Annotated in this window: 34 protein-coding genes and 1 pseudogene; 6 read left to right on the forward strand and 29 right to left on the reverse strand. The window is 41.2% G+C overall.

Annotated features, from left to right (window positions below):
* Nucleotides 1-124 precede the first annotated feature (124 nt).
* The 3 genes from WSC_RS0120990 to WSC_RS0121000 all read right to left on the reverse strand — a co-directional run bounded on the left by WSC_RS0120990 (nucleotide 125) and on the right by WSC_RS0121000 (nucleotide 4,108).
* Complete coding sequence (locus WSC_RS0120990) at nucleotides 125-1,243, reverse strand: aldose epimerase family protein (RefSeq protein WP_202802018.1); 1,119 nt, start codon at nucleotides 1,241-1,243, stop codon at nucleotides 125-127.
* Between the two features lie 142 nt (nucleotides 1,244-1,385).
* A complete protein-coding gene (locus tag WSC_RS0120995; RefSeq protein ID WP_026016989.1) occupies nucleotides 1,386-3,059 on the reverse strand; it encodes a sodium:solute symporter family transporter in 1,674 nt (557 codons plus the stop codon).
* A gap of 119 nt (nucleotides 3,060-3,178) precedes the next feature.
* Complete coding sequence (locus tag WSC_RS0121000; protein ID WP_016957929.1) at nucleotides 3,179-4,108, reverse strand: family 43 glycosylhydrolase; 930 nt, start codon at nucleotides 4,106-4,108, stop codon at nucleotides 3,179-3,181.
* Between the two features lie 281 nt (nucleotides 4,109-4,389).
* Between WSC_RS0121000 and WSC_RS0121005 the strand changes: the two genes are divergently transcribed.
* The 3 genes from WSC_RS0121005 (at nucleotide 4,390) to WSC_RS0121015 (ending at nucleotide 5,993) form a co-directional block, all read left to right on the forward strand.
* Complete coding sequence (locus WSC_RS0121005; RefSeq protein ID WP_016957930.1) at nucleotides 4,390-4,668, forward strand: type II toxin-antitoxin system TacA family antitoxin; 279 nt, start codon at nucleotides 4,390-4,392, stop codon at nucleotides 4,666-4,668.
* Entirely contained in the window at nucleotides 4,668-5,189 is a 522-nt protein-coding gene (locus tag WSC_RS0121010; RefSeq protein ID WP_016957931.1) for an acetyltransferase, read from the forward strand. The genes WSC_RS0121005 and WSC_RS0121010 overlap by 1 nt, the downstream gene beginning before the upstream one ends.
* Nucleotides 5,190-5,390: 201 nt before the next feature.
* Nucleotides 5,391-5,993, forward strand: a complete 603-nt coding sequence (locus tag WSC_RS0121015; protein WP_016957932.1) for a hypothetical protein — start codon at nucleotides 5,391-5,393, stop codon at nucleotides 5,991-5,993.
* Between the two features lie 5 nt (nucleotides 5,994-5,998).
* Here WSC_RS0121015 and WSC_RS0121020 read toward each other — a convergent pair whose 3' ends face one another.
* From WSC_RS0121020 to WSC_RS0121145, 24 genes are all read right to left on the reverse strand, one after another.
* A complete protein-coding gene (locus tag WSC_RS0121020; RefSeq protein WP_016957933.1) occupies nucleotides 5,999-6,328 on the reverse strand; it encodes a hypothetical protein in 330 nt (109 codons plus the stop codon).
* Nucleotides 6,329-6,367: 39 nt separating this feature from the next.
* Entirely contained in the window at nucleotides 6,368-6,616 is a 249-nt protein-coding gene (locus tag WSC_RS0121025) for a hypothetical protein (protein WP_016957934.1), read from the reverse strand.
* A 1-nt stretch (nucleotide 6,617) separates the two neighbouring features.
* Entirely contained in the window at nucleotides 6,618-7,064 is a 447-nt protein-coding gene (locus tag WSC_RS0121030; protein WP_016957935.1) for a hypothetical protein, read from the reverse strand.
* Complete coding sequence (locus WSC_RS0121035; RefSeq protein WP_016957936.1) at nucleotides 7,065-7,259, reverse strand: hypothetical protein; 195 nt, start codon at nucleotides 7,257-7,259, stop codon at nucleotides 7,065-7,067. It lies immediately after the preceding gene.
* 99 nt (nucleotides 7,260-7,358) lie between these two features.
* Nucleotides 7,359-7,835, reverse strand: coding sequence for a virion protein (locus tag WSC_RS0121045; RefSeq protein WP_016957938.1), 477 nt, complete (start codon nucleotides 7,833-7,835; stop codon nucleotides 7,359-7,361).
* A complete protein-coding gene (locus WSC_RS0121050; RefSeq protein WP_016957939.1) occupies nucleotides 7,835-9,661 on the reverse strand; it encodes a GDSL-type esterase/lipase family protein in 1,827 nt (608 codons plus the stop codon). Before WSC_RS0121050 ends, WSC_RS0121045 begins: the two co-directional genes overlap by 1 nt.
* A 2-nt stretch (nucleotides 9,662-9,663) precedes the next feature.
* Complete coding sequence (locus WSC_RS0121055; RefSeq protein ID WP_016957940.1) at nucleotides 9,664-10,284, reverse strand: hypothetical protein; 621 nt, start codon at nucleotides 10,282-10,284, stop codon at nucleotides 9,664-9,666.
* Entirely contained in the window at nucleotides 10,281-10,856 is a 576-nt protein-coding gene (locus WSC_RS0121060; protein WP_016957941.1) for a hypothetical protein, read from the reverse strand. The genes WSC_RS0121055 and WSC_RS0121060 overlap by 4 nt, the downstream gene beginning before the upstream one ends.
* Before the next feature lies 1 nt (nucleotide 10,857).
* Nucleotides 10,858-11,022, reverse strand: coding sequence for a hypothetical protein (locus WSC_RS24980; RefSeq protein WP_016957942.1), 165 nt, complete (start codon nucleotides 11,020-11,022; stop codon nucleotides 10,858-10,860).
* On the reverse strand, nucleotides 11,023-11,229 hold the full coding sequence (locus WSC_RS0121070; protein WP_016957943.1) for a hypothetical protein: 207 nt from the start codon (nucleotides 11,227-11,229) through the stop codon (nucleotides 11,023-11,025).
* Nucleotides 11,229-11,483: a hypothetical protein gene (locus WSC_RS0121075; RefSeq protein WP_016957944.1), complete on the reverse strand. Its 255-nt coding sequence runs from the start codon at nucleotides 11,481-11,483 to the stop codon at nucleotides 11,229-11,231. Before WSC_RS0121075 ends, WSC_RS0121070 begins: the two co-directional genes overlap by 1 nt.
* Nucleotides 11,484-11,494: 11 nt before the next feature.
* The gene (locus WSC_RS0121080; RefSeq protein WP_016957945.1) at nucleotides 11,495-12,328 is read right to left on the reverse strand and encodes a major capsid protein P2; all 834 of its coding nucleotides are present in this window, start codon (nucleotides 12,326-12,328) and stop codon (nucleotides 11,495-11,497) included.
* A 13-nt stretch (nucleotides 12,329-12,341) separates the two neighbouring features.
* Complete coding sequence (locus WSC_RS25540) at nucleotides 12,342-12,473, reverse strand: hypothetical protein (RefSeq protein WP_016957946.1); 132 nt, start codon at nucleotides 12,471-12,473, stop codon at nucleotides 12,342-12,344.
* Nucleotides 12,474-12,628: 155 nt separating this feature from the next.
* Nucleotides 12,629-13,429, reverse strand: coding sequence for a hypothetical protein (locus tag WSC_RS23680; RefSeq protein WP_016957947.1), 801 nt, complete (start codon nucleotides 13,427-13,429; stop codon nucleotides 12,629-12,631).
* Complete coding sequence (locus tag WSC_RS0121095) at nucleotides 13,416-13,955, reverse strand: hypothetical protein (RefSeq protein ID WP_016957948.1); 540 nt, start codon at nucleotides 13,953-13,955, stop codon at nucleotides 13,416-13,418. Before WSC_RS0121095 ends, WSC_RS23680 begins: the two co-directional genes overlap by 14 nt.
* A gap of 4 nt (nucleotides 13,956-13,959) precedes the next feature.
* The gene (locus WSC_RS0121100) at nucleotides 13,960-14,433 is read right to left on the reverse strand and encodes a hypothetical protein (RefSeq protein WP_016957949.1); all 474 of its coding nucleotides are present in this window, start codon (nucleotides 14,431-14,433) and stop codon (nucleotides 13,960-13,962) included.
* Nucleotides 14,426-14,707: a DUF2829 domain-containing protein gene (locus tag WSC_RS0121105; protein WP_016957950.1), complete on the reverse strand. Its 282-nt coding sequence runs from the start codon at nucleotides 14,705-14,707 to the stop codon at nucleotides 14,426-14,428. Before WSC_RS0121105 ends, WSC_RS0121100 begins: the two co-directional genes overlap by 8 nt.
* Nucleotides 14,700-14,888: a hypothetical protein gene (locus WSC_RS0121110; RefSeq protein WP_016957951.1), complete on the reverse strand. Its 189-nt coding sequence runs from the start codon at nucleotides 14,886-14,888 to the stop codon at nucleotides 14,700-14,702. The genes WSC_RS0121105 and WSC_RS0121110 overlap by 8 nt, the downstream gene beginning before the upstream one ends.
* Nucleotides 14,873-15,586 carry a DNA adenine methylase gene (locus WSC_RS0121115; protein ID WP_016957952.1) on the reverse strand — a complete coding sequence of 238 codons (714 nt, stop codon included), beginning with the start codon at nucleotides 15,584-15,586 and terminating at the stop codon, nucleotides 14,873-14,875. The genes WSC_RS0121110 and WSC_RS0121115 overlap by 16 nt, the downstream gene beginning before the upstream one ends.
* 130 nt (nucleotides 15,587-15,716) lie before the next feature.
* Nucleotides 15,717-16,562 carry a DNA cytosine methyltransferase gene (locus WSC_RS0121125; protein WP_016957954.1) on the reverse strand — a complete coding sequence of 282 codons (846 nt, stop codon included), beginning with the start codon at nucleotides 16,560-16,562 and terminating at the stop codon, nucleotides 15,717-15,719.
* Nucleotides 16,562-18,475, reverse strand: a complete 1,914-nt coding sequence (locus tag WSC_RS24530; RefSeq protein WP_016957955.1) for a rolling circle replication-associated protein — start codon at nucleotides 18,473-18,475, stop codon at nucleotides 16,562-16,564. The genes WSC_RS0121125 and WSC_RS24530 overlap by 1 nt, the downstream gene beginning before the upstream one ends.
* Nucleotides 18,472-18,738 (reverse strand): hypothetical protein, encoded by a 267-nt coding sequence (locus WSC_RS0121135; RefSeq protein ID WP_016957956.1) that lies wholly within the window; start codon nucleotides 18,736-18,738, stop codon nucleotides 18,472-18,474. The genes WSC_RS24530 and WSC_RS0121135 overlap by 4 nt, the downstream gene beginning before the upstream one ends.
* Nucleotides 18,735-18,893, reverse strand: coding sequence for a hypothetical protein (locus tag WSC_RS24985; protein WP_016957957.1), 159 nt, complete (start codon nucleotides 18,891-18,893; stop codon nucleotides 18,735-18,737). The genes WSC_RS0121135 and WSC_RS24985 overlap by 4 nt, the downstream gene beginning before the upstream one ends.
* A 3-nt stretch (nucleotides 18,894-18,896) precedes the next feature.
* Nucleotides 18,897-19,208: a hypothetical protein gene (locus WSC_RS0121145; protein ID WP_016957958.1), complete on the reverse strand. Its 312-nt coding sequence runs from the start codon at nucleotides 19,206-19,208 to the stop codon at nucleotides 18,897-18,899.
* A gap of 244 nt (nucleotides 19,209-19,452) precedes the next feature.
* On the opposite strand from WSC_RS0121145, the gene WSC_RS0121150 reads away from it, so the two are divergent.
* Nucleotides 19,453-19,722, forward strand: coding sequence for a hypothetical protein (locus WSC_RS0121150; protein ID WP_016957959.1), 270 nt, complete (start codon nucleotides 19,453-19,455; stop codon nucleotides 19,720-19,722).
* A gap of 366 nt (nucleotides 19,723-20,088) precedes the next feature.
* Here the strand turns inward: WSC_RS0121150 and WSC_RS0121155 are convergent, their stop codons facing one another.
* Together WSC_RS0121155 and WSC_RS24535 are read right to left on the reverse strand one after the other, a co-directional pair.
* The gene (locus WSC_RS0121155; RefSeq protein WP_016957960.1) at nucleotides 20,089-21,495 is read right to left on the reverse strand and encodes a DEAD/DEAH box helicase; all 1,407 of its coding nucleotides are present in this window, start codon (nucleotides 21,493-21,495) and stop codon (nucleotides 20,089-20,091) included.
* 1 nt (nucleotide 21,496) lies between these two features.
* On the reverse strand, nucleotides 21,497-22,042 hold the full coding sequence (locus WSC_RS24535; protein ID WP_016957961.1) for a hypothetical protein: 546 nt from the start codon (nucleotides 22,040-22,042) through the stop codon (nucleotides 21,497-21,499).
* 112 nt (nucleotides 22,043-22,154) lie between these two features.
* Here WSC_RS24535 and WSC_RS0121165 point away from each other — a divergent pair, with 112 nt between their 5' ends.
* Both WSC_RS0121165 and WSC_RS25070 read left to right on the forward strand, forming a co-directional pair.
* Nucleotides 22,155-22,361 (forward strand): helix-turn-helix domain-containing protein, encoded by a 207-nt coding sequence (locus WSC_RS0121165; protein WP_016957962.1) that lies wholly within the window; start codon nucleotides 22,155-22,157, stop codon nucleotides 22,359-22,361.
* An 809-nt stretch (nucleotides 22,362-23,170) separates the two neighbouring features.
* Nucleotides 23,171-23,558: pseudogene (locus WSC_RS25070) on the forward strand (tyrosine-type recombinase/integrase); the annotation flags it as partial.

Consider the following 23,558-nt stretch of genomic DNA (forward strand, 5'->3'; position numbering starts at 1 on the left):
TCCGTCAATTCAAAAACGAATTACGCCAAAATGCTGCTTACTTTGGGTTAGCAAACGGCTTATAAGTTAACTGAGGTGTATTAGGAATTAGCAGCCAACCGCGCCAATGCGGTTGGCTTTTTGGTTATTTAACTGAAAACTTATAAATAGTTTCTGTTTGATAAGTTTCCCCAGGCGCTAAGATAGTATTTGGGAAATTTGCATGGTTTGGTGAGTCGGGGTAGTGCTGCGTTTCTAATGCTAAACCATATCTATGCTGAATTAACTGAGCATTTTTTCCTTTCACTGTGCCATCCATAAAGTTACCCGAGTAAAATTGCAAAGCTGGTTCTTGGGTGAATATTTCCATATAGCGGCCACTTGAAGGGTCATATAAACTCGCTTGTTTTTTCATCAAGCCGTCGTGATCACTAAATACCCAGTTATGATCGTACCCACCAAATTCTGTGTCAACGCCACCACCTTTTTTCAACTGTGCGTCTTGTGTACGTATGTGCTGACCGATTTTTTTCGCGGTCGTAAAATCAAAAGGTGTACCTATTACCGGTTGTAATTTTCCGGTTGGGATCAGCAAGTCATCAACTGGGGTAAAGGTGTCGGCTGAGATTTGTAGTACATGGTTTTCAATATCATCCGCCATATTTCCAGTTAAATTAAAATAAATATGTGAAGTTAAATTAACAGGTGTTTTTTTGTCGGTTGTCGCAGTATAACTCACCTTAAAATTATTCTGTGAGTCTAAGGTATAACGAACTTTAATGTGTAAATTACCAGGGTAACCTTCTTCACCATCTACCGATAAGTAACTAAGCTCAACGCCTCCAGTTATCACTTTTGATTGCCACATGCGTTTATGCAGCCCTTTTAAACCACCGTGCAATTGATTGATATTTTTGTTTGCGCCACCGTCATTTCGAGTGACTTGATAAGTTTTACTATCAATGGTGAATTGGCCTTTGTTTAACCTATTGCCAAAACGTCCCACTATTGGGCCTGCATAACAACAATCCTTGTAGTACTCATCCCAGCTGTCATATCCAACTACCACATCCTCAACAAGATTATTGCGATTCGGCACTTTTATCGATTGTACATAAGCGCCCCAATTTGACAGTTTTACCTGCATTCCTTGTTCATTGGTTAGCGTATATAAATACGCGTTTTCGCCATCAGCTTGACCCCAAACATCTTGGCTAACTGTTGTTGAACTGGTGGCCTTTGAGCCTGTTAGTTTATCGTTCATGCTACAACTTGCGACTAATAAGCAAGCCAATGTGCTTAGTAAGCCAAGTCGCGAAGTTCTTTTGAATGAATTCATAAAAAATCCTAGAAATTGTTCAGAAAGAGTAGGGCTCTTCAATATGCAGAGCCCTTATTGATAAAATTTAGAAGTCCATTGCGACGTATAGACCAATCAGGAGTAAAAACACGCCAGCACCAGCCACTTTAAAACTTGGCGTTGTTGCTGTGTCTATACCATTTAAATCTAATGCTTTGTCATCGTCGGCAATTTTAAATACGCCTGTTGCAGTCGGGTTGATATTAAATTGACCGTCTAAACTAGCAGCGTCAGAGCAGGGTACTTGCTCAGTTTGTTTTTTACCTGTCAATAAGGTTACAAGTACAGCGAGTAACGCACAGATTAGGAATACAATCGCCATTCGATTAAGGAACGGAATTTCTGGTGCAAATATCTTGAACAGCACTGACAAAGCAAATGAACCAACAGCTGCAATAAGCGCTGAACACACATTGGCTTTTTTCCAGAACATACCCAATAAGAAGATCAATAAAATACCCGGTGTGAAGAAGCCTGTGTATTCTTGGATGTACTGGAATGCTTGTTTAGAGCTGGCTAATAAAGGTTGTGCTGTTAACATTGCGATAATCAATGATACAAACACTGTGATACGGCCAACCTTTACCAACTGATGTTGTGAAGCATTTTTTCTAAAGTGGCTGTAAATATCCATAGTAAATATGGTTGAGATACTGTTGCACATAGAAGCGATTGAAGAAACAATCGCGGCAACTAATGCAGCAAATGCTAAACCTCGGAAACCTTCTGGCACTAACTTCAATAATTCAGGGTAGGCTTTGTCAGGCGTTTCGGATAATTCAGGCGCTAACAAGAAGGCTGCAATCCCGGGTACCACAACAATAATCGGCATAAATAATTTCATATACGCAGCAAAGCAGATACCTTTTTGCGCTTCTTGTAAATTTTTAGCCGCGAGTGCTCGCTGAATTATGTACTGGTTAAAGCCCCAATACGCCATATTCACAATCCATTGGCCACCCACTAACATCCAAATACCTGGCAGCTGCTCGTAACCGTGTTGGTCTTCATCTAGAATCAAATCAAACTTGTCGCGAGCATGCTCAAATAAATAAACTGCGCCATCACCAACACTTGCATTTGCCCCGACGAAAGTTAAACCAACGGCTTCTAGTGCAACATATAAAGTCACCAAACCACCAAGTACTAATAAAACCACCTGAACAATGTCGGTAAAGGCAACAGCTTTTAAACCGCCGTATAAAGAGTAGGCTACAGATAAAACACCTAAAAACATCAGGCCATAAACGATATTGACGTCAGCCACTGTATTCATAGCCAACGCACCTAACCAAAGCACAGAGGTTAAGTTTACAAATACGTAAATACCTAGCCAGAATATCGCTAAAATAGTCCGCACATTTGTACCGTACCTATGCTCTAAAAATTGCGGCATTGTGTTGATGTTGTGATGCAAATAGATAGGCAAAATATATTTTGCAATTATGATTAATGAAGCTGCGGCGATAAGTTCATAAGCTGCGATAGACAAGCCAATATCGTATCCAGCACCTGTCATGCCAACTATTTGTTCAGCGGAAATATTAGATGCGATCAGTGAACCACCAACAGCCCACCATGGAAGTGATTTACTTGCTAAGAAATAGTCTGATGCATTTTTGTCATGGCCTGGTTTTTCGCGGGAAACCCACCAAGCCAAAGCAACTATAAAAATAATATACATAGCGAATATAGCTATGTCGTACGTTGATAGATACATGTTGGTCTTAACCTATTGTTAATGATTAGTCTTTTTGTAGTGTTATGCCACTCACAACTATAAGACGAATTAGAAGATTGAAACCGTAACTAAATTTCAATCTTCTAATAACAAAATGGTTATTTGGCTGTGTCTAACTGAATGATTTGGCCTTGAGAGTTATAGTTCAGTTGAGTGTAGGTGATAGAACGTTTATGACTATCACCACCAGGCAGCAGCTTGTCATGATAAAAGAACCAAGTTTGCCCGTTAAACTCGACAATTGCTTGGTGGTTTGTACTGATTTCCAAATAATCAAGTATAACCCCTTGGTAGGTAAACGGGCCTAACGGGTGCTCGCCAGTTGCATAAACAATTTGCCCTGGCCAACCGGTCGAAAACGTGAAGTAGTATGTGCCATCTTTCTTGTGAATAAATGGTGCTTCGCCATAGGGTTTAGTCTCCCCGTTGGTTGGCGAACGAGTAATTTCAACGTCTAGAATTGGCCCAGCTAAACTGACCATATCCGCATTTAATCTCACAACCTTAGGAACTCGAGTACCAAAATACAAGAAGGTTTCACCGTTTTCAGCGACATAAACCATGGGATCAATTGGTTCATCGCCTGCGTTAACATCTTGCGCTTTATCAATTAATGGTTTGCCAATAGCGTCAACAAAAGGCCCTAACGGATTATCTGCAACGGCGACGCCAATTTTATCTCCGCCGACTGGCGCATAAAAATAATATTTGCCATTGCGCTTAGCCATTTCAGGAGCCCAAGCTTTGGCGTTATCATCCGCCCACTTAAATACTTTTACATTTAAAAAACTGCCTTGGTCTTGCCAATTTTTTAAATCTTTCGACGAATAAGCACGCCATTCGGTGGAATCCCAATAAGTACCTGAATTTGATTGGTCGTCTGTTGCATATACAAACAAGGTATTATCAAACACATGCGGGGATGGATCTGCATTGAATCGCTTGGTGATGGGCTCGGCTGCACCAGATAAATTTGAGTACAGCAACAACATTGCTAATGACATGAAATGAATAGATTTTAACTGCATAAAAAGTCCTTACGATAAGAAATTAACTTACATAAGACGAATATCTGGGTTAAAGCCGCAAGTTTAGTCGATATTATTTTGGGGGGTGAGCTTGTGGAATGCCAAGTATGTACGTATTCAATGTGTACGTGTTGTAAGATTGAAGGAGCTAGTGTACACTTCCTCAGTGTACAAAAAACAAGCTATTTTTGGGCGATAGTAAATTGCCTCGAACAAGCCAAGGCTAGTCAAATGTACATAGCTGAAAAACTTGTAATAGCTTAACGTAGGAGGAATTGATCATGCCTCAAATTCCAGTAGAAAGTAACGACAGAATGTCGTTACGCATTGCATCAGAAGAAAAATTATTATTAATGCGAGCTGCCGCTCTAGAGCATACTAATTTGACCGAGTTTGTTGTTCGTAACGTTGTATCTGCTGCACGAAAAGTGATTGACGAGAACGAAAGACTCGAACTTTCTGCTAAAGATAGTTTGCATGTTTTGGAGCTTCTAGATAATCCGCCTGCACCGAATAAGAAGCTGATGGCCGCTGCATTTGCTTTACCGGACACTAAATAGTGCTTTCAAACTGGCGAGAAGAACCTATTAGTAAACACCATAATCGTAAAGATTTTGATTGTGGTGATCCTATATTAAATGACTTTTTATACCGCCATGCTAGACAGAGTCATGAAAAGGGCGGATCCAAAACTTATTTAGCTGTAAGCGAAACTCATGAAAAAATATTGGGTTACTATAGCTTAAGCCCTGCTTCAATTGTTTATGCTCGTGTGCCTGATATTGTAAAGCGAGGTTTAGCTCGGCATGATATTCCGGTATTTAGATTGGGGCGTTTAGCGATTGATGTTTCGTACCAAGGAAAAGGTTTAGGCGGTCAATTATTACTAGCAGCTGGACGCCGTAGTTTGTTTGTAGCGGCTCAAGCAGGTGGCGTTGCTCTACTTATAGACGCTAAAAACGAGCGTGTGGCTCAGTGGTATGCTAGTTATGGTGCTATCCCTTTGCCTGATGCTAGGTTATCTTTGTTATTACCCTTTAAAACAATCCATGCAGCGTTAGCTGCTGCTGGTAAGTTCTAATATATTTATAGTCGAATTAGCCAGTCCTTGAGCGAAACAACTTGAGTTGTGTTTGTACCCACGCATTTTCATATTCCGATAATATATGTTATGTTAAATTGTCAAAAATAGGGGTTTTGTTTAATTACTAAGACAAAATAAGCTTTTTGGTTAGTTCTCGTTTTATTTTTACTTTGTTTATTTAATAGGCAGTTTTACAAAATGAGCACTTCAACTAAAAAAACAATCAAAAGCCGTAAAAGTACGAATTTTGCAAGCAGGCGAAAATCGTCAAAAAAAATTTTAAAAAAAGGAAAAAAAATTTTGCGGCAAGGTAGTAAACGGCTTGCGCACATCGAACGGGTGCGCGATTTTGATAGTATGACGAACAGCGATTTACTTTGGTCGGCTGGTTTCCCTTATGAATGTCTAGCAGATGCGGTTGATTATACGGGTTTATCGCTTAGGCAATTGCAGCGACTTTATAACAATCAGTGCGAGTTTCACCCCTCAACTAAAAAGCTGTTAATTTTAAAAGCTATTGGCGGCATTGCACATGAGAAGTGGCGCGGATGGTTTGTCGACCGTGAGGGTAATTTATATGATGATACTGGACTCTCTCACACGCAATTTGCAATCAAACGATACCGATACTTATCAAGCATAAATACCCATAAGGAACGCGAGCTAAACGCGCTTAAACATGAAATTGAAAAGGGGTTGTATGCGTCAAGAGTTGAAAATAAAAACAAACTTATTGAGTTGGCGAATGAGTTGTTAGAAATTGCAGGAGAGCCAAAAAGAGAAGTCAGGCGCACGGCCTGACCTGATTAAAACACTAAATCAGCGATTTTTTCGCCCTCCACTCGCACTACACACGAACGCTTCGCTTCACCGCCGCCACACTCAGCCGAGACGGGTTTACCGTCAAGCGTTGTGGTCATGGTTAGTCTTGACGACCACCATTTGCCTTTTTTGCTCATTATTTCTTTGTCGTTATGAAATATTACAATTTGTCGACCTGTTAAGCCTACGCGATATTCTGCGTGGAATTGTTCAACTTTGTTGTTGTTTTTCCAAGTGGCTGGGTTTGAGTGGATTGTGGTACAAGATGCTAGCGTCCCAACACCTATTGCCACGATTAAGGCTAGTTTTTTCATTCCGTTACTTCCGTTTTTGTTTATAAACTAACGGAAATGTTAAAGGGGTTTTGGTGTTGAGGCAATATATTGTTGTTGTGCTTGGTTTATTTCCATTCCGCGCACCCGGTCGTCAATTTTTATTATCTGACTCTCAAGCTTGTTTATGTCTCTCTGAATATAGCCAAACGATACATTTAGCTCGTTAATTGTTGCGTTAGATGATATTAGCGCTGTTACTATTGCCGTAGTAACACAAACAAGGGTTGTTTTGGTTAGTTCTGCTATCAGTCCGTTGGGCTTTTCCATTTTAACCGCCTGTGTTAGCCAGTGTTGCGGGCGTGTCGCTGTCGATAAGGTGCTGATACTCATGTTTTATGCGGCCTAGTGGGTCTAGTATGCTTTTGAGTATATCAGCATTTTGTGGGTGCGCCTTTTTCATTGCTTCTATGAAATAAGGTTGTAGCTGATTGTTTGCGTTAATGTCGCGTGATTTTATAAATACGTATGCTTGATTGGTTTTTACGGCCTCTTCGCCTGTTACGTCTACCCACCAATGCGCAACGGGTGATACTGCATTTTTTATTAGCCCGTTAAATTTGTTGTATGCCTTGTATGCAACAAAGCCAGCAACACCGAGTAACGCTATTTTGATTAGCGTATTGCCATTGCTTTGACCGCGCTTTGCAAGCGTTGTGTTGTTCGCTGCTTGCTTGGCTGCGGTTGAGATTGCTTTGTCTTTAAATTGGGCAAGCATTTATTTTGATTCGCTTTTTAGCGTTTCAGTAATGCCCACGCCAGCGGCTGCAATTAAGCTTGCTGCTTGTAGGGTTGCATCAATCGCTTCTACTGCGCCAACAATTGGTGCTGCGCCTGTTGCTACTGCTACAGTGACGATTATGCCGCGATAGGTTGACCACTCTTTTGAGCGTTCTTTAAGCCATTTGAACATCGTTTTTCTCCATTTTGCTTTTTACTTTGGTTGTGATGTAGCCTGTGATTAGTTCAACTGCCACACCGATTGCGATTGTTATGAGTACTGTTTTTGTGTTCATGTTTTTAACGCTAATTGCGCCCCCGCCAGTGCTTGCCCGTAGCTGAAATATTCCCACTTGCCGAGTAATCGCCCTGTTTCGTGCGTGCTCATTACGTGCATGAGTTTGGCTAGTGTGTTTTCAGTTAATGAAAGCTGTGTATTTGCATTTACGCCAAGTTCTGCAGCCACGTGGTTTATGTAGCTGGTTGTTTCGTTTTCGCTTGGCGGCGCCCATCGGTTTATTATTTGCTCTATGGTTGTTAGGCCGTAGAGCTTTTGATAGTTAATTAGGATTTTGCCAGCGGCGCGAAAGCCATAAACGGGCGTTTCGAACTTTTCAAAAGCTGAATCGTTGCCGCTTACCTTGCCGTCCCACTGGTTATTCGATAGGCGAATATTCAGTGGGTTGTTATTGCGAACACTGCGCGGTATAGCCGCGTAAATTGCTGCGGTTAGAGTCATAAGGGTAATTGCTCCGATTGCTAGTTTCATTATGCAAACGCTTTAAAATCCACGTTAAACTTTTGAAGGTCAGTCACCGCCGCTCCTGTGGCTCTATCGAACAAATAGATATTCCATGATTTAATACCACTATGACCACCAGTTGACCAAGTTACATAGTAATTCCACGGAGTATCAGACGTACCAACCATGCGCACATCTAACCAGTTTGCTTTTTCAATAAGATTTACAGTGATGTAACCAGATGCCACATTACCCACATCAAGAGTATATACCCCTACCCTGGGGTGAGTTGAAAGGCTACCACTTGTAATTGTTGCGGCTGCAACTATAGAAGCTGTGTTCTCTTTTTGTTCTGATGCTACATTTGCACTTGAGCACACACCTTTTACAGAGCAAAACCCCATATATTCACCAGCACCACTAATGGTTTCTCGGTTGTATATCCCAACTCTTTTAACTGGATTATCAAGGCCACTCAAGCCCGTCAACGCTATTTTTGTCTTGGTTTTATCTTTACTTAGCTTATACCTCACATTGTCTATGGAGATATTCGTCACTCTGGCAAAATTCGTAAGCAACGAGCTGTCATATGCCGAGTCAAACTCAATCTGATTCAAACATAATGGCAAATCGTAATTTTCAAACACGTATTTAGAAAAATCTCTATAGCCGTCCCGATTTGGGTGTAGCTCATCCGCAAACATATTTGGCTTTAGCGTTATAGGGTTATTTGTTCCGTTGCTAGCCCAATACATGAAATCAATCACGTAAATCTCTGGGTACTTCTTTTTTAGATAATTGTTTAACCAGTTGTTTACCTGCCGTGATTTCGCCTGCTTTGTGGCGTCATGGTCTGTTGCAGGCCCAATGTTGTTTACAATACAAACAATATTGTTTGCTCGGCACGACTGCGCCATATTTTCAAGGTTTGTGGCAATGTGACTTACATCATATCCCTGTCTAATGTCGTTAACCCCTGCATGTATCCAGACAGCAAATGGCTTTTGTCTGTTAAATTGCAAGGTTTCACTCCCAAGCCCATCCCCCGCATCATAGACCTCGGCGAGCACATCTCTTGACCATCGCGCCCAAATTTCATCGGTTCGCTGGCCACCTATACCCTGATTCAAGAAGGGGACATTAAAAGCTTGTTGAACTTCGTATGATATTTGTCCAGACTGACTTTGCTGGCTCGGGTTGTAATTTTTTACGCCGTTTTGCATCAATCGGCTATTTAGCGCAGTTCGGCCTTGCATGATGCTATCGCCAATACCGACAACGTATGGCAATACAGCATCAAAATAAACGTTATCACCAAATATGCTTGCTGAGCTGGTATCAAACAACAATCCTGACGACACATTATTAGTGATAACAGTTGAGCCGTTTCCTAGATTCCCTTCACTCCAATTTGTTGCGTGATATTTTGAGCCTGCGCCTACAGAAAAACATTCCGTGTAAATTTCTTTTTTTAGCAAAGTACTATCATCTGGCTTATCTATGTTTTGCGCGTAGTAATTATTGTCAATTTTAATTATGTACTCGTCGTCATCAACAAGATAGTTAGAGTTAAATTCAGCATCTGTAATTAATTTAAACTGCTTGCCATCTACTTTTAGAATCGCGCCTTCATTGTGCAGTGTCGCTAGATTGCCATCTGATACCTGAATACCGCGCTTTGTTGTTTTCAACTTAAGCGCTGTTATCGAATTAAATTCCAACGTTTTTGATTGCATACTAATTAATTTTGCAACTGTCGCGCCATCCATGCCAATTAATGCCGCGCCTTTGTCTGGGTCGTTTTTCTCTGATAGCGCGTTAAGTGGTGATACTGTGTTATTGATAAGTTCCATTGTTATGCACCTGTGTCGATTTCTGTGTCTGTGACGATTACTGTTTGGGTTTCTGGACTGTGGTTGTGGGCGTAAACTGCGGCTTTTACATCAATTTTTGCGGTTGCATCTGCGCCAAATATAATGCCGTTTTGCGCTGATGTTGCGTTGTTGTAACCCAACTTGATGTTATATAAATCAGCTTCACCACGGCCAATAATTGCCTTGTGTCTGTTTGGGTTTGCAGCCAAAACCAATACGGTAGCGCCTGCGTTAATGCTGATTGGAACTGAATCGCTCGCAGTGGATGCGGCGGCAACGGTTGCTTCAACTTGAAACGCAGGTAATGATTTAATATCGAGAGGCACTGCGGCACCAATGCTTAATGGTACGTTTGCCGCGTTCTTTTTTACTTCTTGTTTTGAGAATACAAAATCAATTTCAATTTCCGAATCGGTTATATTGCGAATTCGCGCTTGACCTCGGACGTCACCCTGACAGTCAACCATATCGCCCGAATCGACTGTTACGTCACTTGCGTTTAATGAGCTAAATTCAAATGCAATTGGTGTACTTAGTACGATGAACCATCGTTCTGTTATTGTTACGTTTTTATCACCGTACGGCGGTATTGTTAGTTTCATTTGCGTTTACTCTTAGCTATTGCTGCGGCTATCACCACAACAATTGATACGGATACAAAGCCCAGCACCATGGTTCGACTTAGGTTTAAATCACCTGTTTTTATGTCAGATGCTAATTGATGGTTATCGGCTGCGGCTTCGCGGGCGAACTTGGTAATTGAGTCAACTGAGTTGCCCGCAATTTCTGAAATTGTTTCGTTTGCTGCGCGAATTGCTTCAGCTGAACGGTCGGCCGATTGGTCGGCAAACCAAAGAGATTCGTTAACCGCGTTGTTTACGGTTTCGGTTGCGCCTTCATAAATTTCTGATGAAAAATCGAATGATTCTTTTGTGATGTTATCAGCAAAGTTAAAAGCATTTTCGTTATTGTATGCAACGGTTGATAGCGCATCACGAACTGCGCCGTTATCCGTCATGGTAACGTTTACTGTGCTTTTTTTACCTTTGTTCTCAAGTGTTAAATTACTATGGGTGTTGTTGTCACCCATTGAGCCAAGGTTGTTTGTATTGGTTTCTGTTGTTGTTTCTTGGTTTTTACCGCCTGAGCCAAGAAAACCACCAAGCGCCGCCATTTTATGCCACCACTACAATTGCAAGTGCTACCAGTGCAATTCCTGCATATAGCTTTGCATTGCTTTTACTAAATTTAATGCCGCCGTGCGATTGCTCGGTAGCAGATGAAAGACTTGAATTGTCATTCGTTGAACCGCTGAATGCTTGCGCTGCCATAAGCCACATTTACTTGAACCTTTTCTTAAGCACAATTGCGATAACCGCAACAGTAAAAACGGCGGCTGAAAATACGATAACTCCCTTATCATCACCGCCCCCAAAATCAATCCCGCCGAAGTTTTGCCCAAGGTAGTAATCTAGTGACGCGCTATCTTGCGTACTGTTGCTTGAACCTTGGGAAAGTGCGGCGGTTGCGCCCGCGCCCGCTGACATTATTTAACTGCCTTAACCAGTAAGACGGTTACACCAATGGCAACAAGCCCTAAACCGCCATAAATAGCGATGGTTTTCGGGTTGATGTTGTTTTCCATTGAGTTTTTATCAACAACGGTTTCACCCTGCGCGCCTTTACCAACCGTTGGCTGGCTAATTTGGGCAGGGTTTGAAGGTGCGGCAGCTTTTGCGGATTCGACTTGCCCGTAAGTTTCAAAACCTTTACTAATTAGGGCTTCCCAATTCACATTCATGCTGCTACCCCTTACGCGCCGTTGGCGGTTTCAATGGTTTCAAACACGGTGTAAATATCACCTGCACTTGAAACGGTTGGGATGATTTCAAGCAAATTCACATTTGTTTTGAAAACATCTTTTGCAGCCCAACCTGTTGAAATTGGGTCGAAGTGGTAAACGTCATTTTGTGGCGTTAAGCCTTTATCACCACCACGCGTTAACTCAAAGTTGTTTTCAGCTTTGGTTAACTCAAACGCTGTGTAACCGTCACGTTTAATGGTTAATTCAGTTACGTTTGCGCTACGCATGTGCATACGGCGAATTTCGCGGCCTTTTGGGAAGGTTTTATAGTGAATTTCACCTGTTGCGCCTGCTGGAATGTATTCAGCATAAATGCGTGGCAGGTATACGCGCGGCTCAAGTGTTCCGTCTGCTAGCTGTAAGCGACCACGCTGAACGACATAGCCTTTTAATTCTGGCGTTAAGTTGTTGTCGATTTGCGCCTGTGTTTTTGCACCTAATTTTAGGAACAGGTTTAAATTGTCTGATGCGACTGTAACCAAACCTGAGCGCTCTTCGCCTAATTCGGTTTTTGCACGCATATCGGCAAATGGGATTACCCAACGCGTTGCGTCTTGGTTGAATGATTTGTAGGTGTCAATCATTACAAGGTCATCACCTTTCACGTCAACAATTGAGCGGCCATTAAGCTCAAGTTTTACGTTAAGCATTTGTGCGCGGTCGATGTTTACGCCTTCGATAACCATGTATTTAATTACAGCGCCTGTGTTCAAGCTAATGTTTGCTTGACCGCCATAATTAACGGCGGTAAAGCCTGTTAATTTTAGTTTTGAGTATTGCATGTTGGCCTACCCCTTAACCGATGTGCTTTTTAACTGCTTGCACGTTATTTGATGCCCAAACAACAGCTACGGCGGCAACAGCTGCAATTGCAAATGTACCTACGATTGTTGATGGTGATGGAGTGATTTTTTTAATTGCGTCCATTGTGTAACCTTTGCTAGTTGGTAAATAAAAATTCGTTCTGAATGTGTTTTTACAAATAGCAAACGGTTTGATTTTTGAGCAATACAAATGTGATGTTGATGTGATGTGCGTTTGACGTTGGTTTGATGTTTGAAAAAAGGCGCAAATCAGCGCCGTTATTGGTTTATGAGTCTATATTCGCTGTTCTTATGGATTGCTTTTTGCTCTTCATCCCATTTCTTCATTATGTGCCTGCATGGCTCAACGATTGAGGCCAATTTTTCATAATGCCCAAAACCTTTTGATACAAGGTAATGTGTTTTTACTTTTACGGTTTCATCCCACTCTGGCACATACATGGCTAACTTAGTGTTGAGTAGACCAATTTCCGTAATGGTTTCTTTGCTGCAATCCAATTGCTCTTGGATGCGCTTAATGTCATTTATGTTTTCTTGCGCGCCAATTACTTTTATTGGTGAATTTGCCCAAATGGTCTTGGGTATTTCTGCCGAACGCTGAAAAATTGCGACCGCTCGCAAGCCAAATTTACGACCACCACTAAAAATCTCACCTACAATGGTTTCATCTTTACCAACCGATGTTGTGCATTTTCCGTATTCTTCAAAAACGGTATACAGGGTTTTATTTCCGTCTGATGCCGCCCAAGCTAAATCGCCAAACCATAACATTTCATCTGTTCGGTTTTTATCTGATTGCGGAAAATACGACAAAACAAACGGCTTACCAGATTGCCAAGCATGAGCAAATGCACGTGCAAAACCTCTGCGGGTTCTGTACTGATTTATAGGGCGCTTGCCCAATTTTTTATCCCATTCGCCATACGGGTCAAAAATAATGCAGCATGACTTATCAGGTATAACGCCCAAATACGACAAAGCAACGCCTTTGCCGTTACCTGTTGCGCAAGTTATGCAGGCATGTACTGCGCTGCGCTTTTTATTTTCATTTATCGCCATGCTCTGCACTCTGCTCTGTTTGTTCGGTTTGTTCAGCTGGCTTGCTGTTGGTTTGCGGTGCTGCTATTTGTTGGTACATGAAATAACCCATACCAGCGATACCTAGCGCGGCCATGCCTTCCGGCACTTTGCTGTCAAGGTCGATTTGTTTTGGCGCTTTCATTAGTCGCTGCACTGTGTCGCCGTACTTCATAACGCATGGTGAAACAAGTATGGCAAATAAGCCCTTTGCCATATCCGGCAATTCAATTTGCTTGCCTGTAAATTGCGACAACACGCCCGCAAATTGGTCGAGTGCACCCAGTGTGAATTCAGTGGCCTTTTCATGGGTTAAAGCGGTTGGCGCATCTTGCGCTTTTTCTTCACGCTGTTCGATTCGCTCTTGCTCTTTGGTGCGGGTTGCCTCTCCAACCAAGTTTTCAAAGTCTGGATTTGAAATTGATTCAGTAGTGACAGTGGTTTGCTCTGCATTTTCAATGTCATCTTGATTTGATGTTGATGTGATTTCGGTTTGATGTTGTGTCATTGCTCTACTTCCCATGAATACTAGATATATTTGATAATTTGCCCGCACCATAACCCGCAGCAATTAAACCGACTACACCTAAACCAGCTTTTAACACCCAACCCCAATTAGTTGGCTTTTTCTTAGGTGCGTCTGGTTTTACGGCCTGTTCGTTATTTGATGTTGGCTCTAAAACTTCTGGTTTTAGGTCATCTGGCGGCGTCCATTCACTTGATGTTGATGTGACGTGCGTTTGATGTTGCACATCCCCGCCGTTATTGGGCTCATTTGATGTTGATGTGACAATTTTGCCAAATTCGCCCAAAGTGCCGATTTCTGACATATCCGCTAACATTGTTTCGCGGTCGTCATCGGTTTTAGGTCGAAAAACACCACAGTTTTTACAATGGCGGTAAGGCACTTTTTGGCCGTTAGATTGGCGTTTTATTTTTGCAACTCGGCCACAAGTGCAAATTGCATCACCCACATGATTACCCATTAAGTTTCTCCCACTTTTTATCAAAAATAACCCAATCATTAGCCATTACGTCTGATTGACTAGCCAACCAAGGCACCAAAGACCCGTCAGCAGTCACCATGCAATAGAAAGGTAAATGCTCATTTATTCCATAGGCGATATCGTCCTTTATTTCCCAGTCTCTAACCTTGAAAATGCACATGCCTTTTCCATTCCAGCCTTTTCGCTGGACATCTAATCCATTTTGCATTGCCTCTTGAGCTTCACCGAACGTAAGTGTTTTTAATTCACACATTGGTTAACGCCTCCAATTTTTGTCTCAATTCGTTATTTTCAGCAACAAGCAAGCGGCACATTTTTAAACTTTCTTGTGCCATTTGTTTTGCGTAGTCGGCTTGTTTCATAAATGGCGCTTTAATTGTTGCGTCCACTGATTGCTCAAGCTTGGTTAGTTGTTCGTTTAGTTGATTTTGCATTTAAGTTGCTCCAATTCTGATGGTGTTAGCTGTTCCAATAACTCAGAAATCAGAGCGATACGCTCGTTTGCATTCCAAGCCATTATTTTTGAAGTGTTACGTTGAATTTTTCGCTTGATGTTTTGGCGCTCGTTGAAGTTTGAGCCCATGAATTGACTGTCATGTAAAATGGTTGGTTGTTCGTAGTTCATCCATAGGACCTCATCACGAACATTCCCGCCACGGTCAACCGAGGTAAATTCGACTTTTCTAAATTCTGTTAGATACTCGTCATAAATATCATTTGGGTAACCAGACAGAGCAACATTGCAATTTAGGTTTCTCAAGATCAGGCATAGGCGAATATGGTCATTGTCTGAAAGTTCGAATTCATAGCGCGAATTGCTTAAGCGAGTGTTGTGCACATATGGCGGGTCGCAGTATATAAATGTTTCAGTACCGTGGTTTTTCAAACTCTCTACAAAAGAAATTCCACAGGTTTTGAGTAAATGCAACCTAGCCATACCAGTTGTTTCTCTAAAGTTAGCCAATGCAGATATACTTAAATCACAACCAACAGAAAGTTCTAAAGCTGGCTTTTTGTGCCTCATTATCGAGCCACCACCTAAAAACGGCTCAATATAGTTTTTATGCGGCGGTATTTGGTTGATTATTGTTTGATAAACACCGTCTTGACCTTTTCCACCAAAATAACTCATAGCGGTACCCCATAGGCAAAAACAACTATGGCCAGCATAGGCACAATTAGCTTTGCTCGAGTGAAATTTACTTTCCAGTGATCAGCCATAGGCAAAAACGACTTTACTGCAGCACAGGCATTTTTGAACATCAAACCGCCCTCCTTCTTGATGCTTTTTTTCTACAATTTTGGTGTGCGTATTTTTGACGACCGACAACCAAGCGACCACAACCACATGCGCAAACTTTTTGCGCCCGGGAAGTCACATTTTTTATGCCTGGCGCAGTCACATTTTGTTGCAACCGGCTAGTCACACTTTCTTTAACTCGATGTGTCACAGTTTTTTGTACCGGTTTGGTCACGCCATAGATAGATTCGTTAATTAGGTCGGCTAGATATTCAGCCATTGGCAAAGGAACAGCGTTACCGATAACTGTTTTTTTACCTTTTACGGTGAAGTGTTCTAACTGGTCGGCAAAGTCGCAACCTTGAATATCTGCCATTTGCGCGATGCTTAAATCTGATTTGGTTGTTATAGCCTGGTGGGTCACACTTCCTCTGGTTTTTATCATTGGATTCAATCCAGGTGCGTCACACTTCCATCCAAATGTAAAAATGCGGCGGCGCGATGCGTTTGGATTGAACCAAGATAAATCAAGCTCAAACCGCTGCATCTGGTAACCTGCTATTTCAAACTCTGGCACACCCACAACATTTTCATGCAAAAACCACTGAGGGTTGGCTTGCTCAACAACCCTAATAAATTCATCTAGCATTTCATGGCTGTAATTCTTGGGATTTCGGTTTAAACGGCTAAAATCTTGGCAAGGTGAGCCACCAATAACGCCATCACAAAAACCGCTTGGCGGGTGAAAATCTCTAATGTCGCCGCCTAAAAATTTTTCAGGAGCGCGAACAACGCAAAACCCCTTGTTTTCAAAACCACGGCCAAACAAATCAATACCGCTGAAGGTTGAAAGAATTAAGCGATTCATCAAACCGCCTCCCGCATTGCTACCCAATAAGGCACTTCGTTTGATGCTGGCTCATTGAGTGATAGTGATTTCATAACAGGGCAATTGGTTAACGAACGCCAATAGCTTTCGACCAAGCCCCAGCCGTGTAACATGGCTTTTTTAATGCCACTGAATTGATTGTTTTTTACTTCGCCCGTCTCTTTGCAAATAACTTCAGTTGTTTGGTGTTGCAGTTGGTTTATGTGATTAAAAACAGGCTGTTTTTTGGTTTGGTCGACAGCAATTTTTTTACCGTGTTCGTCAAACAACTCAACAGGCTTGATTTCTGGCTTGAAAAAACGCTTAGTAACTGCGTAATCCATGAATTGATGCAAGCGGGATTCGCCCTTAATGGTTAGCGACCAATCGCCCGCAAACGCTTTGCGGTTTCTGATGCCTTCCCATGCGGATGAAATTCGTTTTTCTAGCTTCTGCAGTTTGTTTTTAAGCCCTTTCATACGCTTTTCGCGTAGCTGTTCGTTTTTCTCGGCTTTTCTAACAATTTCGTGTTGAATTAGAGTTTGTTTGTGTTCGTCTCGTGCTTTCCAGATGCGCTTTTTAACCGGTTCGTCTTTGTTAGCCCATTTGATTTTTAACTCACGGATAATTGCGGCCATGTTTTGTGCGTCAAACTCGGCTAAAAAGTCCCAACCTGGGGCGCGGGCGGCTTTACTGATGTTGTATCGGTTGCCGTTAATTTTACCTTGGTCTTTGCTTTCACCTTTGGTCACATAGCCAATGGCTTTTAAAATGTACGAACTGGCCGCCTCAGCTGATTTAATGCGCTCTAACTTGGCAAAACCATTACCCCATATATTTTCAAGCCTTTGAGCCCACGCTCTAAAGTCGTCAATGTCTACACTCCAATTAAGTAAAACATGACAATGCGGGTTTACTTCACCCTCTTTATTTTTTGGTGCTTCAGCTACCCAAATATAACGCAGTGGCTCGCTATGCGGCTGAAATGCCTTTAACTCACCCGTCTCAGGGCATTCTTCAAAACCGCCGCGTTTCCAAAATTTACTCGCACCATCAAAAAAGCGGCTAACCTCTTTACCTATGCTCGTTTCTTCACTGGCAATTCGGGCGCGGGCTGCATCGTCAAACGTTAAAGTTAAAAACGTACTAAAACCGCCGTGGCAAGCTGCAACATATGCGCCTGACTCAATAATTTTTAATGCGCCTCGACTGGTTAATCGCTCGGTTGTGCGTTCACCTTCAATGGCCTTGGGTGGCTTCATTGCAATGGTGTTTCGCTCAATTTGAAATTTAAATTGCTCTGACCATGCGCGGTGGTACAAACGGCAGGTAATTTTTGTTTTTGCAACGTTGGCATTGTCGCCACGGCCATAATAAAAATTAACCTCGCTTGGCTGCTCCTGCATTGGGTTTATGTGATTTGTAATGGTTTCTACGCGGTTGCCCGTTTTTGGATTGATTCGGGCATTTTTATTGCGGGCAGTAACCGTAATTAGGCCCGATAAAGCCTTAATTTTTTGAATTTTGCTCTCTGTCGGACTTTTTGGCCTTTGGACAAGTCTATTGTTTACTGGCTTCGCCAGCCCTGCGGGGCAGTCTGAGTCGTGTTCGTTTTTTGCACGATAAGAGGCAACAGAAACAGAAAAGTTTTGCTGTAACTTATCGAAAATATGTTGTTTGAATTCTGATGGTTTAGGAGGACCCACTTCAGTGTAAAGTGGTTTTCTTACTGCGGATTGTAAAGCGCGCTCAATTTTTGGATTATCTAAAACACCGCAAGGCAACACGGGTTGCCTTTTGGGTTTGCCGCTTTTCTCTTTTTTTTTACCTTGCGAACTTATGTCAATTGGGTTGTTAGCTACAACCTTGATTGACTGGTTGCGTGTTTCGTTGTGTGGGTTGTAGATAATCATCTTGCCACCCCGCAGTTGTATAGCTCGGCAATATCAACTATTCCGCAATCTTGGTCTTTACCAACCAGTACCGCGTCATCATTATCCAATCTAACAACTAAACACCAATCTATTTCTTTAGCGTAGACAACTTGGTAAACCGTACCAACTTCATAGCCAATTTGATTGTTTCCAATCGCTCTTACTTCCAACTTTTGACCAAGCAAACCTCGGCCATACTGGTTCCTAAGTTCTTCTGCGTTTGCTTTAAATAGTGATTTCATACCGCACCACCCACGTTCTTAAATGCTGCGTTAAAAATCACTTTAAGTGGGTGTGAATTGGTTTTCTGCGCTTGAGCTACTGCGCGTTTAGTCCAATCGCGTACTTTGTCATTAGTGCGCGATTCGACAATATTGGCTGCATTGGTGGCTTGCATCTGTTAGCCCTCCACCAATGAATCAATTAGGCCAGCAATTGTGTTTTTTTCAGCTTTCAGCTTTTCGCATATTGATTCATCGTCTAAAAGTAAAACTTTAGATTCCATACGGTATTCAATTGGTGCGCTTGGTTCGTGGTAAACGTAACCGATGTATAACGTTGAGCGAGTTACATCAATACTGACGCTCTGTTTTACCTCTTTGCTTTTAAACAAGGCATTTAGCTCTAAAATTAAGCTAACGATTTCAATAGTTAAGGTTTCTTTGGTGAGTTCTGATAACTGGTTATCATTTTTGATTTGGTCTAGTGGCATGGTTCACAATCCTTAATCCGTTTTAGTTTCAATTCACACAATCCGTGTACTGTAAATATAAACAGCGGTTTGGTGGCCACCGCCCCGCCGTTTCGGATTGTGATAGTTACAACAAATAGGTGAACAAATGTTGTACTAATCAATATAAATCAAGACTCTTTACATATTCAAGACCCTTTAGTGTGTAGACACCCTTGATTATTGGTTTATTCTTATAGTGTGATGGTTACAAAAAGGTGTGAAAATGAACGTTTCAATTGAACTGATTGAGCAGCTTAAAGCCGCTTATAATCTGCCCTCGGACTATGCCGCATCAAAAAAGATTTGTGTAAAACCCAACAGCGTTAGCAATTGGAGACATGAACGCAGTTCTATGGATGATGAAATTGCAATAAATGTTGCCGAGCTTTTAGAGCTAGACCCCTTGAAAGTATTGGCCTCACTGCATGCAGAGAGGGCAACAAGGCTAAACAAGGAAAGCTTAGCCGACTTTTGGTTAAAATATACCCACTGACACCATGGCAGCTTTTTAGCTGCCTTTTTTATATCTCCCGCCATAATGTCAAAAAGTCGCGTCATGGTGTCGTAAGAAAAATGAGAAAATCATTATATATCAGCGAATTAACTAAAAAGTCACTCTGACAATATATGTTATGTTAAATTATGGGTTGAGTTTTAGTTATAACAAAGTTGACACTAGCACGTTTGATATACGTGCTAGGAAGTAAATCTGTCAATTATCAGGAAATAAATTAGTCAATTATTTTTAACTGGGAAAGGCGTGCAGACAACAAATCAACTACGGATATTTGTCGGTAATCGGCTAACTTCAACACACCACTCGAGTTTTAACCTGATTACCAACAACTTAACCGAAGACTTAGAAAGGAGACTGGTACACACTAACCAGCTGTTGCCTAAATTTACCGACCACATCAAGATGAAGCATTTGGGATAAGTTTGTCGAGTAGTTGGGCGCTTCTTTAAAGTTCGGAGCTATTTCTAAACTGGGTTTGCTTTTAAATATTTCTGAAGATTTACTACGGCTGGAATTCAAAAGTGAGTTTTCTTTATAAGGAGTATGCTTCGCAGCTACATTCATCGGTTCATCAACATCTTCCTTCAATACCACCGGATAATTAGGGATATCGTCCGCAAGTCGATGTGCAAAATTGGTAAGGTTCGGCTCTGCAAACGTATATAACCAAGCTTTTTCAAGCTCAGCACTTGTTACACGTAAGATTCTTCCGATTATTTGCCTAAAATAGAGTTCTGTTTTTACTCGACTCAAATGACAACAGACTTGTAGTCTTGGAATATCGGTGCCTTCTGAAATCATGCCAATACTAATAATCCAAGGTGCTTCACTGTGACGGAATTCGTTTATAACACCAGCTGATTTGTCCGATTTGTAGCTTACAATAACCGCTTGTATATCGAAAATAGACGCCATTAAACTTTGAATAATCATTGCATGACTTACTGAGGCTGCAACAATTAACCCGCCCGCATTAGGATTATGTCTGCGTAACTCATTTAATTTGCTAGTAGCAGCCGATAGTATGTATTTCAGCGCATTTTCATTATGCAGTAGCTCACTGTAGCTAATGAGTTTTTGATTGAATAGTTCAATAAAAGTTTTGAAATGGTTTTGTTCGGATTTGTTTTTAACGACTATATTTTCATTATCGATTAAGACAACTTGCGGTAAGCGGCAGACGCGCTCCTTTATAGCCCGTCCAAGCCCATATTGGTAATGGGTCTGAATTGTATTGTCTGTTGGATTGTAATCAGCTAGTGTGACCGGCAAAGAATCCGTACGCCAAGGCGTACCGCTTAATGACAAAGTATAGGCGGCTCTATCTTTTACGTGACGGATAATTGAAGCACCCCAAGCATTCGCCTGTGCTAGCGTTTCTCCGGCGCAGTGATGTATTTCGTCAAAAATAACCAACACTCTGTGCGTTGCCAATAACTCCCAAAAAACATCATCTAGATTGAGCATAGCTTGGTATGTGATTGAGCACCCAACAGAACCTAGTTTACCATCAAATTTTTTACGCAAGATTTTCTCAAACACACGTTTGGCATTGTTGCAGGTTGGCGCGCTTGGGGAAATAACGACGGTAAGGTCAACCTTATCTGATTCAAATAGCTTGTTTGCAAGCGTCGCGGCCATTATGGTTTTGCCTGCCGCAGGTGTTGCCAAACACAAAAAGTGCCTAGAATGCTCATAAAATTCATAAGCAGCGGATACGCATTCAGATTGCCAGGTTCGTAATTGCATCCTAAATTGCTGCCTGTTCTTCAATTAGCTTTTTTACGGCTGTTATTTTTCCGAGTAGTTTGTTCGAGTGTTCGCGGGCCACTTTATAGTGTTTCTCTAATGTTTTTCGAAGTTCTGGAACAATTGAGAGTAAATTTTTATATTCCTCTGATTCGGCGATACTCGACTGAAAATCTATTTCATATTGGGTCAATTGGTGCTTGAGTTTTTGTTGGATGTCCGCTTGCGGTGCTTCATGAATTTCCGATGCCTGTGGTGGCTCATTCATACTGCTTTCGAAAGCAAATGGCTTAAACCTAAATTCCACCGATGCAAATTTTTCTGTGGTTTTGTATCCCATATTTTTTGAGTTTTTAATTTGTTCTTTGCAAATAATGCCATGTCTGATAAGCCGATTTATCTGACGGTAGATTATTTTGTTTATTTCTTCAGTCGATAATTCTCTATTTACTGAATCAATGAGTTGTAACCTAATCTCTTTTAAAGTTAAAAAAGAGTGTAAGTGAGACGAAAAAACTTTATGTAATAGAGGGCTAATAGTGATCAATTGTATACAGCTCGTTTATTCAATGGTGTCAAATATCTGAAAGGTGAGGATTATAAGCCGTGGATTAATAATCCGCAAAAAAAGATAGTCTTTTATTTTGAGATAAGTAAAAATGAAAGACTTAGCACGAAAGCTGGGCGCCAAAATTCGAGAAAAACGAAAGGAAATCGGATTGGCTCAGGATAAACTTGCCGAATTAGCGGATATGGATAGAAGTTACATTGGTCGAGTTGAACGTGGACAAATGAACATCACGGTTGAAAAGCTTTATGCCATAGCTAAAGTGCTAGGATGCCACGCCAGAGAACTTTTGCCGTAGACTCGAATATTACTAGGATGGGTATTCAATATCCCTGTTAAGTAATGTTGTTTATGTGCAATAGTTAATTCTGTACACCTTATATTAAATAGACATAATTTATGATTGAAAGCGACTCAGGTTGATTACAATTGACTATCGAATTTGTATTATCGGTTTTGTATGATCCTATTACTAGAGTTTTGTACACGAAAATTTCATTTTCATTAATCTAATGTGCCCCAATCAATGATCATGGTGAAACAGGTAGAGGATACTGCGAGAAGCAATACCACAGGCATATTACCGTAAACGTTGTTTAATAATTTTAAACGGAGATTAATAGCCTTTCGAATTTATTCTGAGCTGATTATGATTATTGCTATTCGTTAAAATTCCTCAAAACCTAGTTATTGGATATTCATTATTTACAGGTGAACAGTAAAAATATAGAGGCAATGCAGATTTTTGGGCACTTGCTAACAATACTAGATATGGAAAAATTGGGTTGGCCAATGTCAGTGGGTCTCAGATCATGTAACGTTTAAAATTTATAAGCGATTTACACTATCACTATCGGTGCTGATTCAGCGTTTAGTTGGATTTATTATCTTTGTTGATTTAATCAATAGCCACCGACATTGAAGCGGGGCTTCCGTCAAGTCAGGTCCGATTTAGTAAACCTTTATTGTCACAAACAGTTACGTACAAATTGTATCAACCAGGCTAAGTATCTGCAGCCTTTAAATTGTCTAATAATCTTTATTATTGGACATAGTGAGTTTGTCGAATTAGAATTGATTTATTGTGTTTTTTGTTTTGAGCTTAACATGACAATACCAAAAGCCATTCCTTTGTTTCCATCCTATCAAGAGCTAAAAGATTTCGATTGGCAAAACTATCCTCAATTAACTGAGTTTTTTAATAGCAACCCCGACTGGTATCGTCAGCTCTGGACTTGGGCAAAAGACTATTTAATTTATCTCGGTCGTAACAAATCAGAACATACTTATATTCGCTTCCGCTCTGATGTTGAAAAATTGCGCTTGTGGTGCTTTTTAGTTTCTAAGAAGCCGCTTATAGATTGTCGTAAGTCTGACATACTCGATTATTCTGAGTTTTTCATTAAACCACCGCAAGCTTGGATTGCGTTAACCAACGTCGATAAATTTGTAATGACCTCTGGCTTTTTCAAAATCAATCCTCAGTGGAAGCCTT

This window comes from Catenovulum agarivorans YM01, assembly GCF_000281085.1.
Classification (GTDB): domain Bacteria; phylum Pseudomonadota; class Gammaproteobacteria; order Enterobacterales; family Alteromonadaceae; genus Catenovulum; species Catenovulum agarivorans.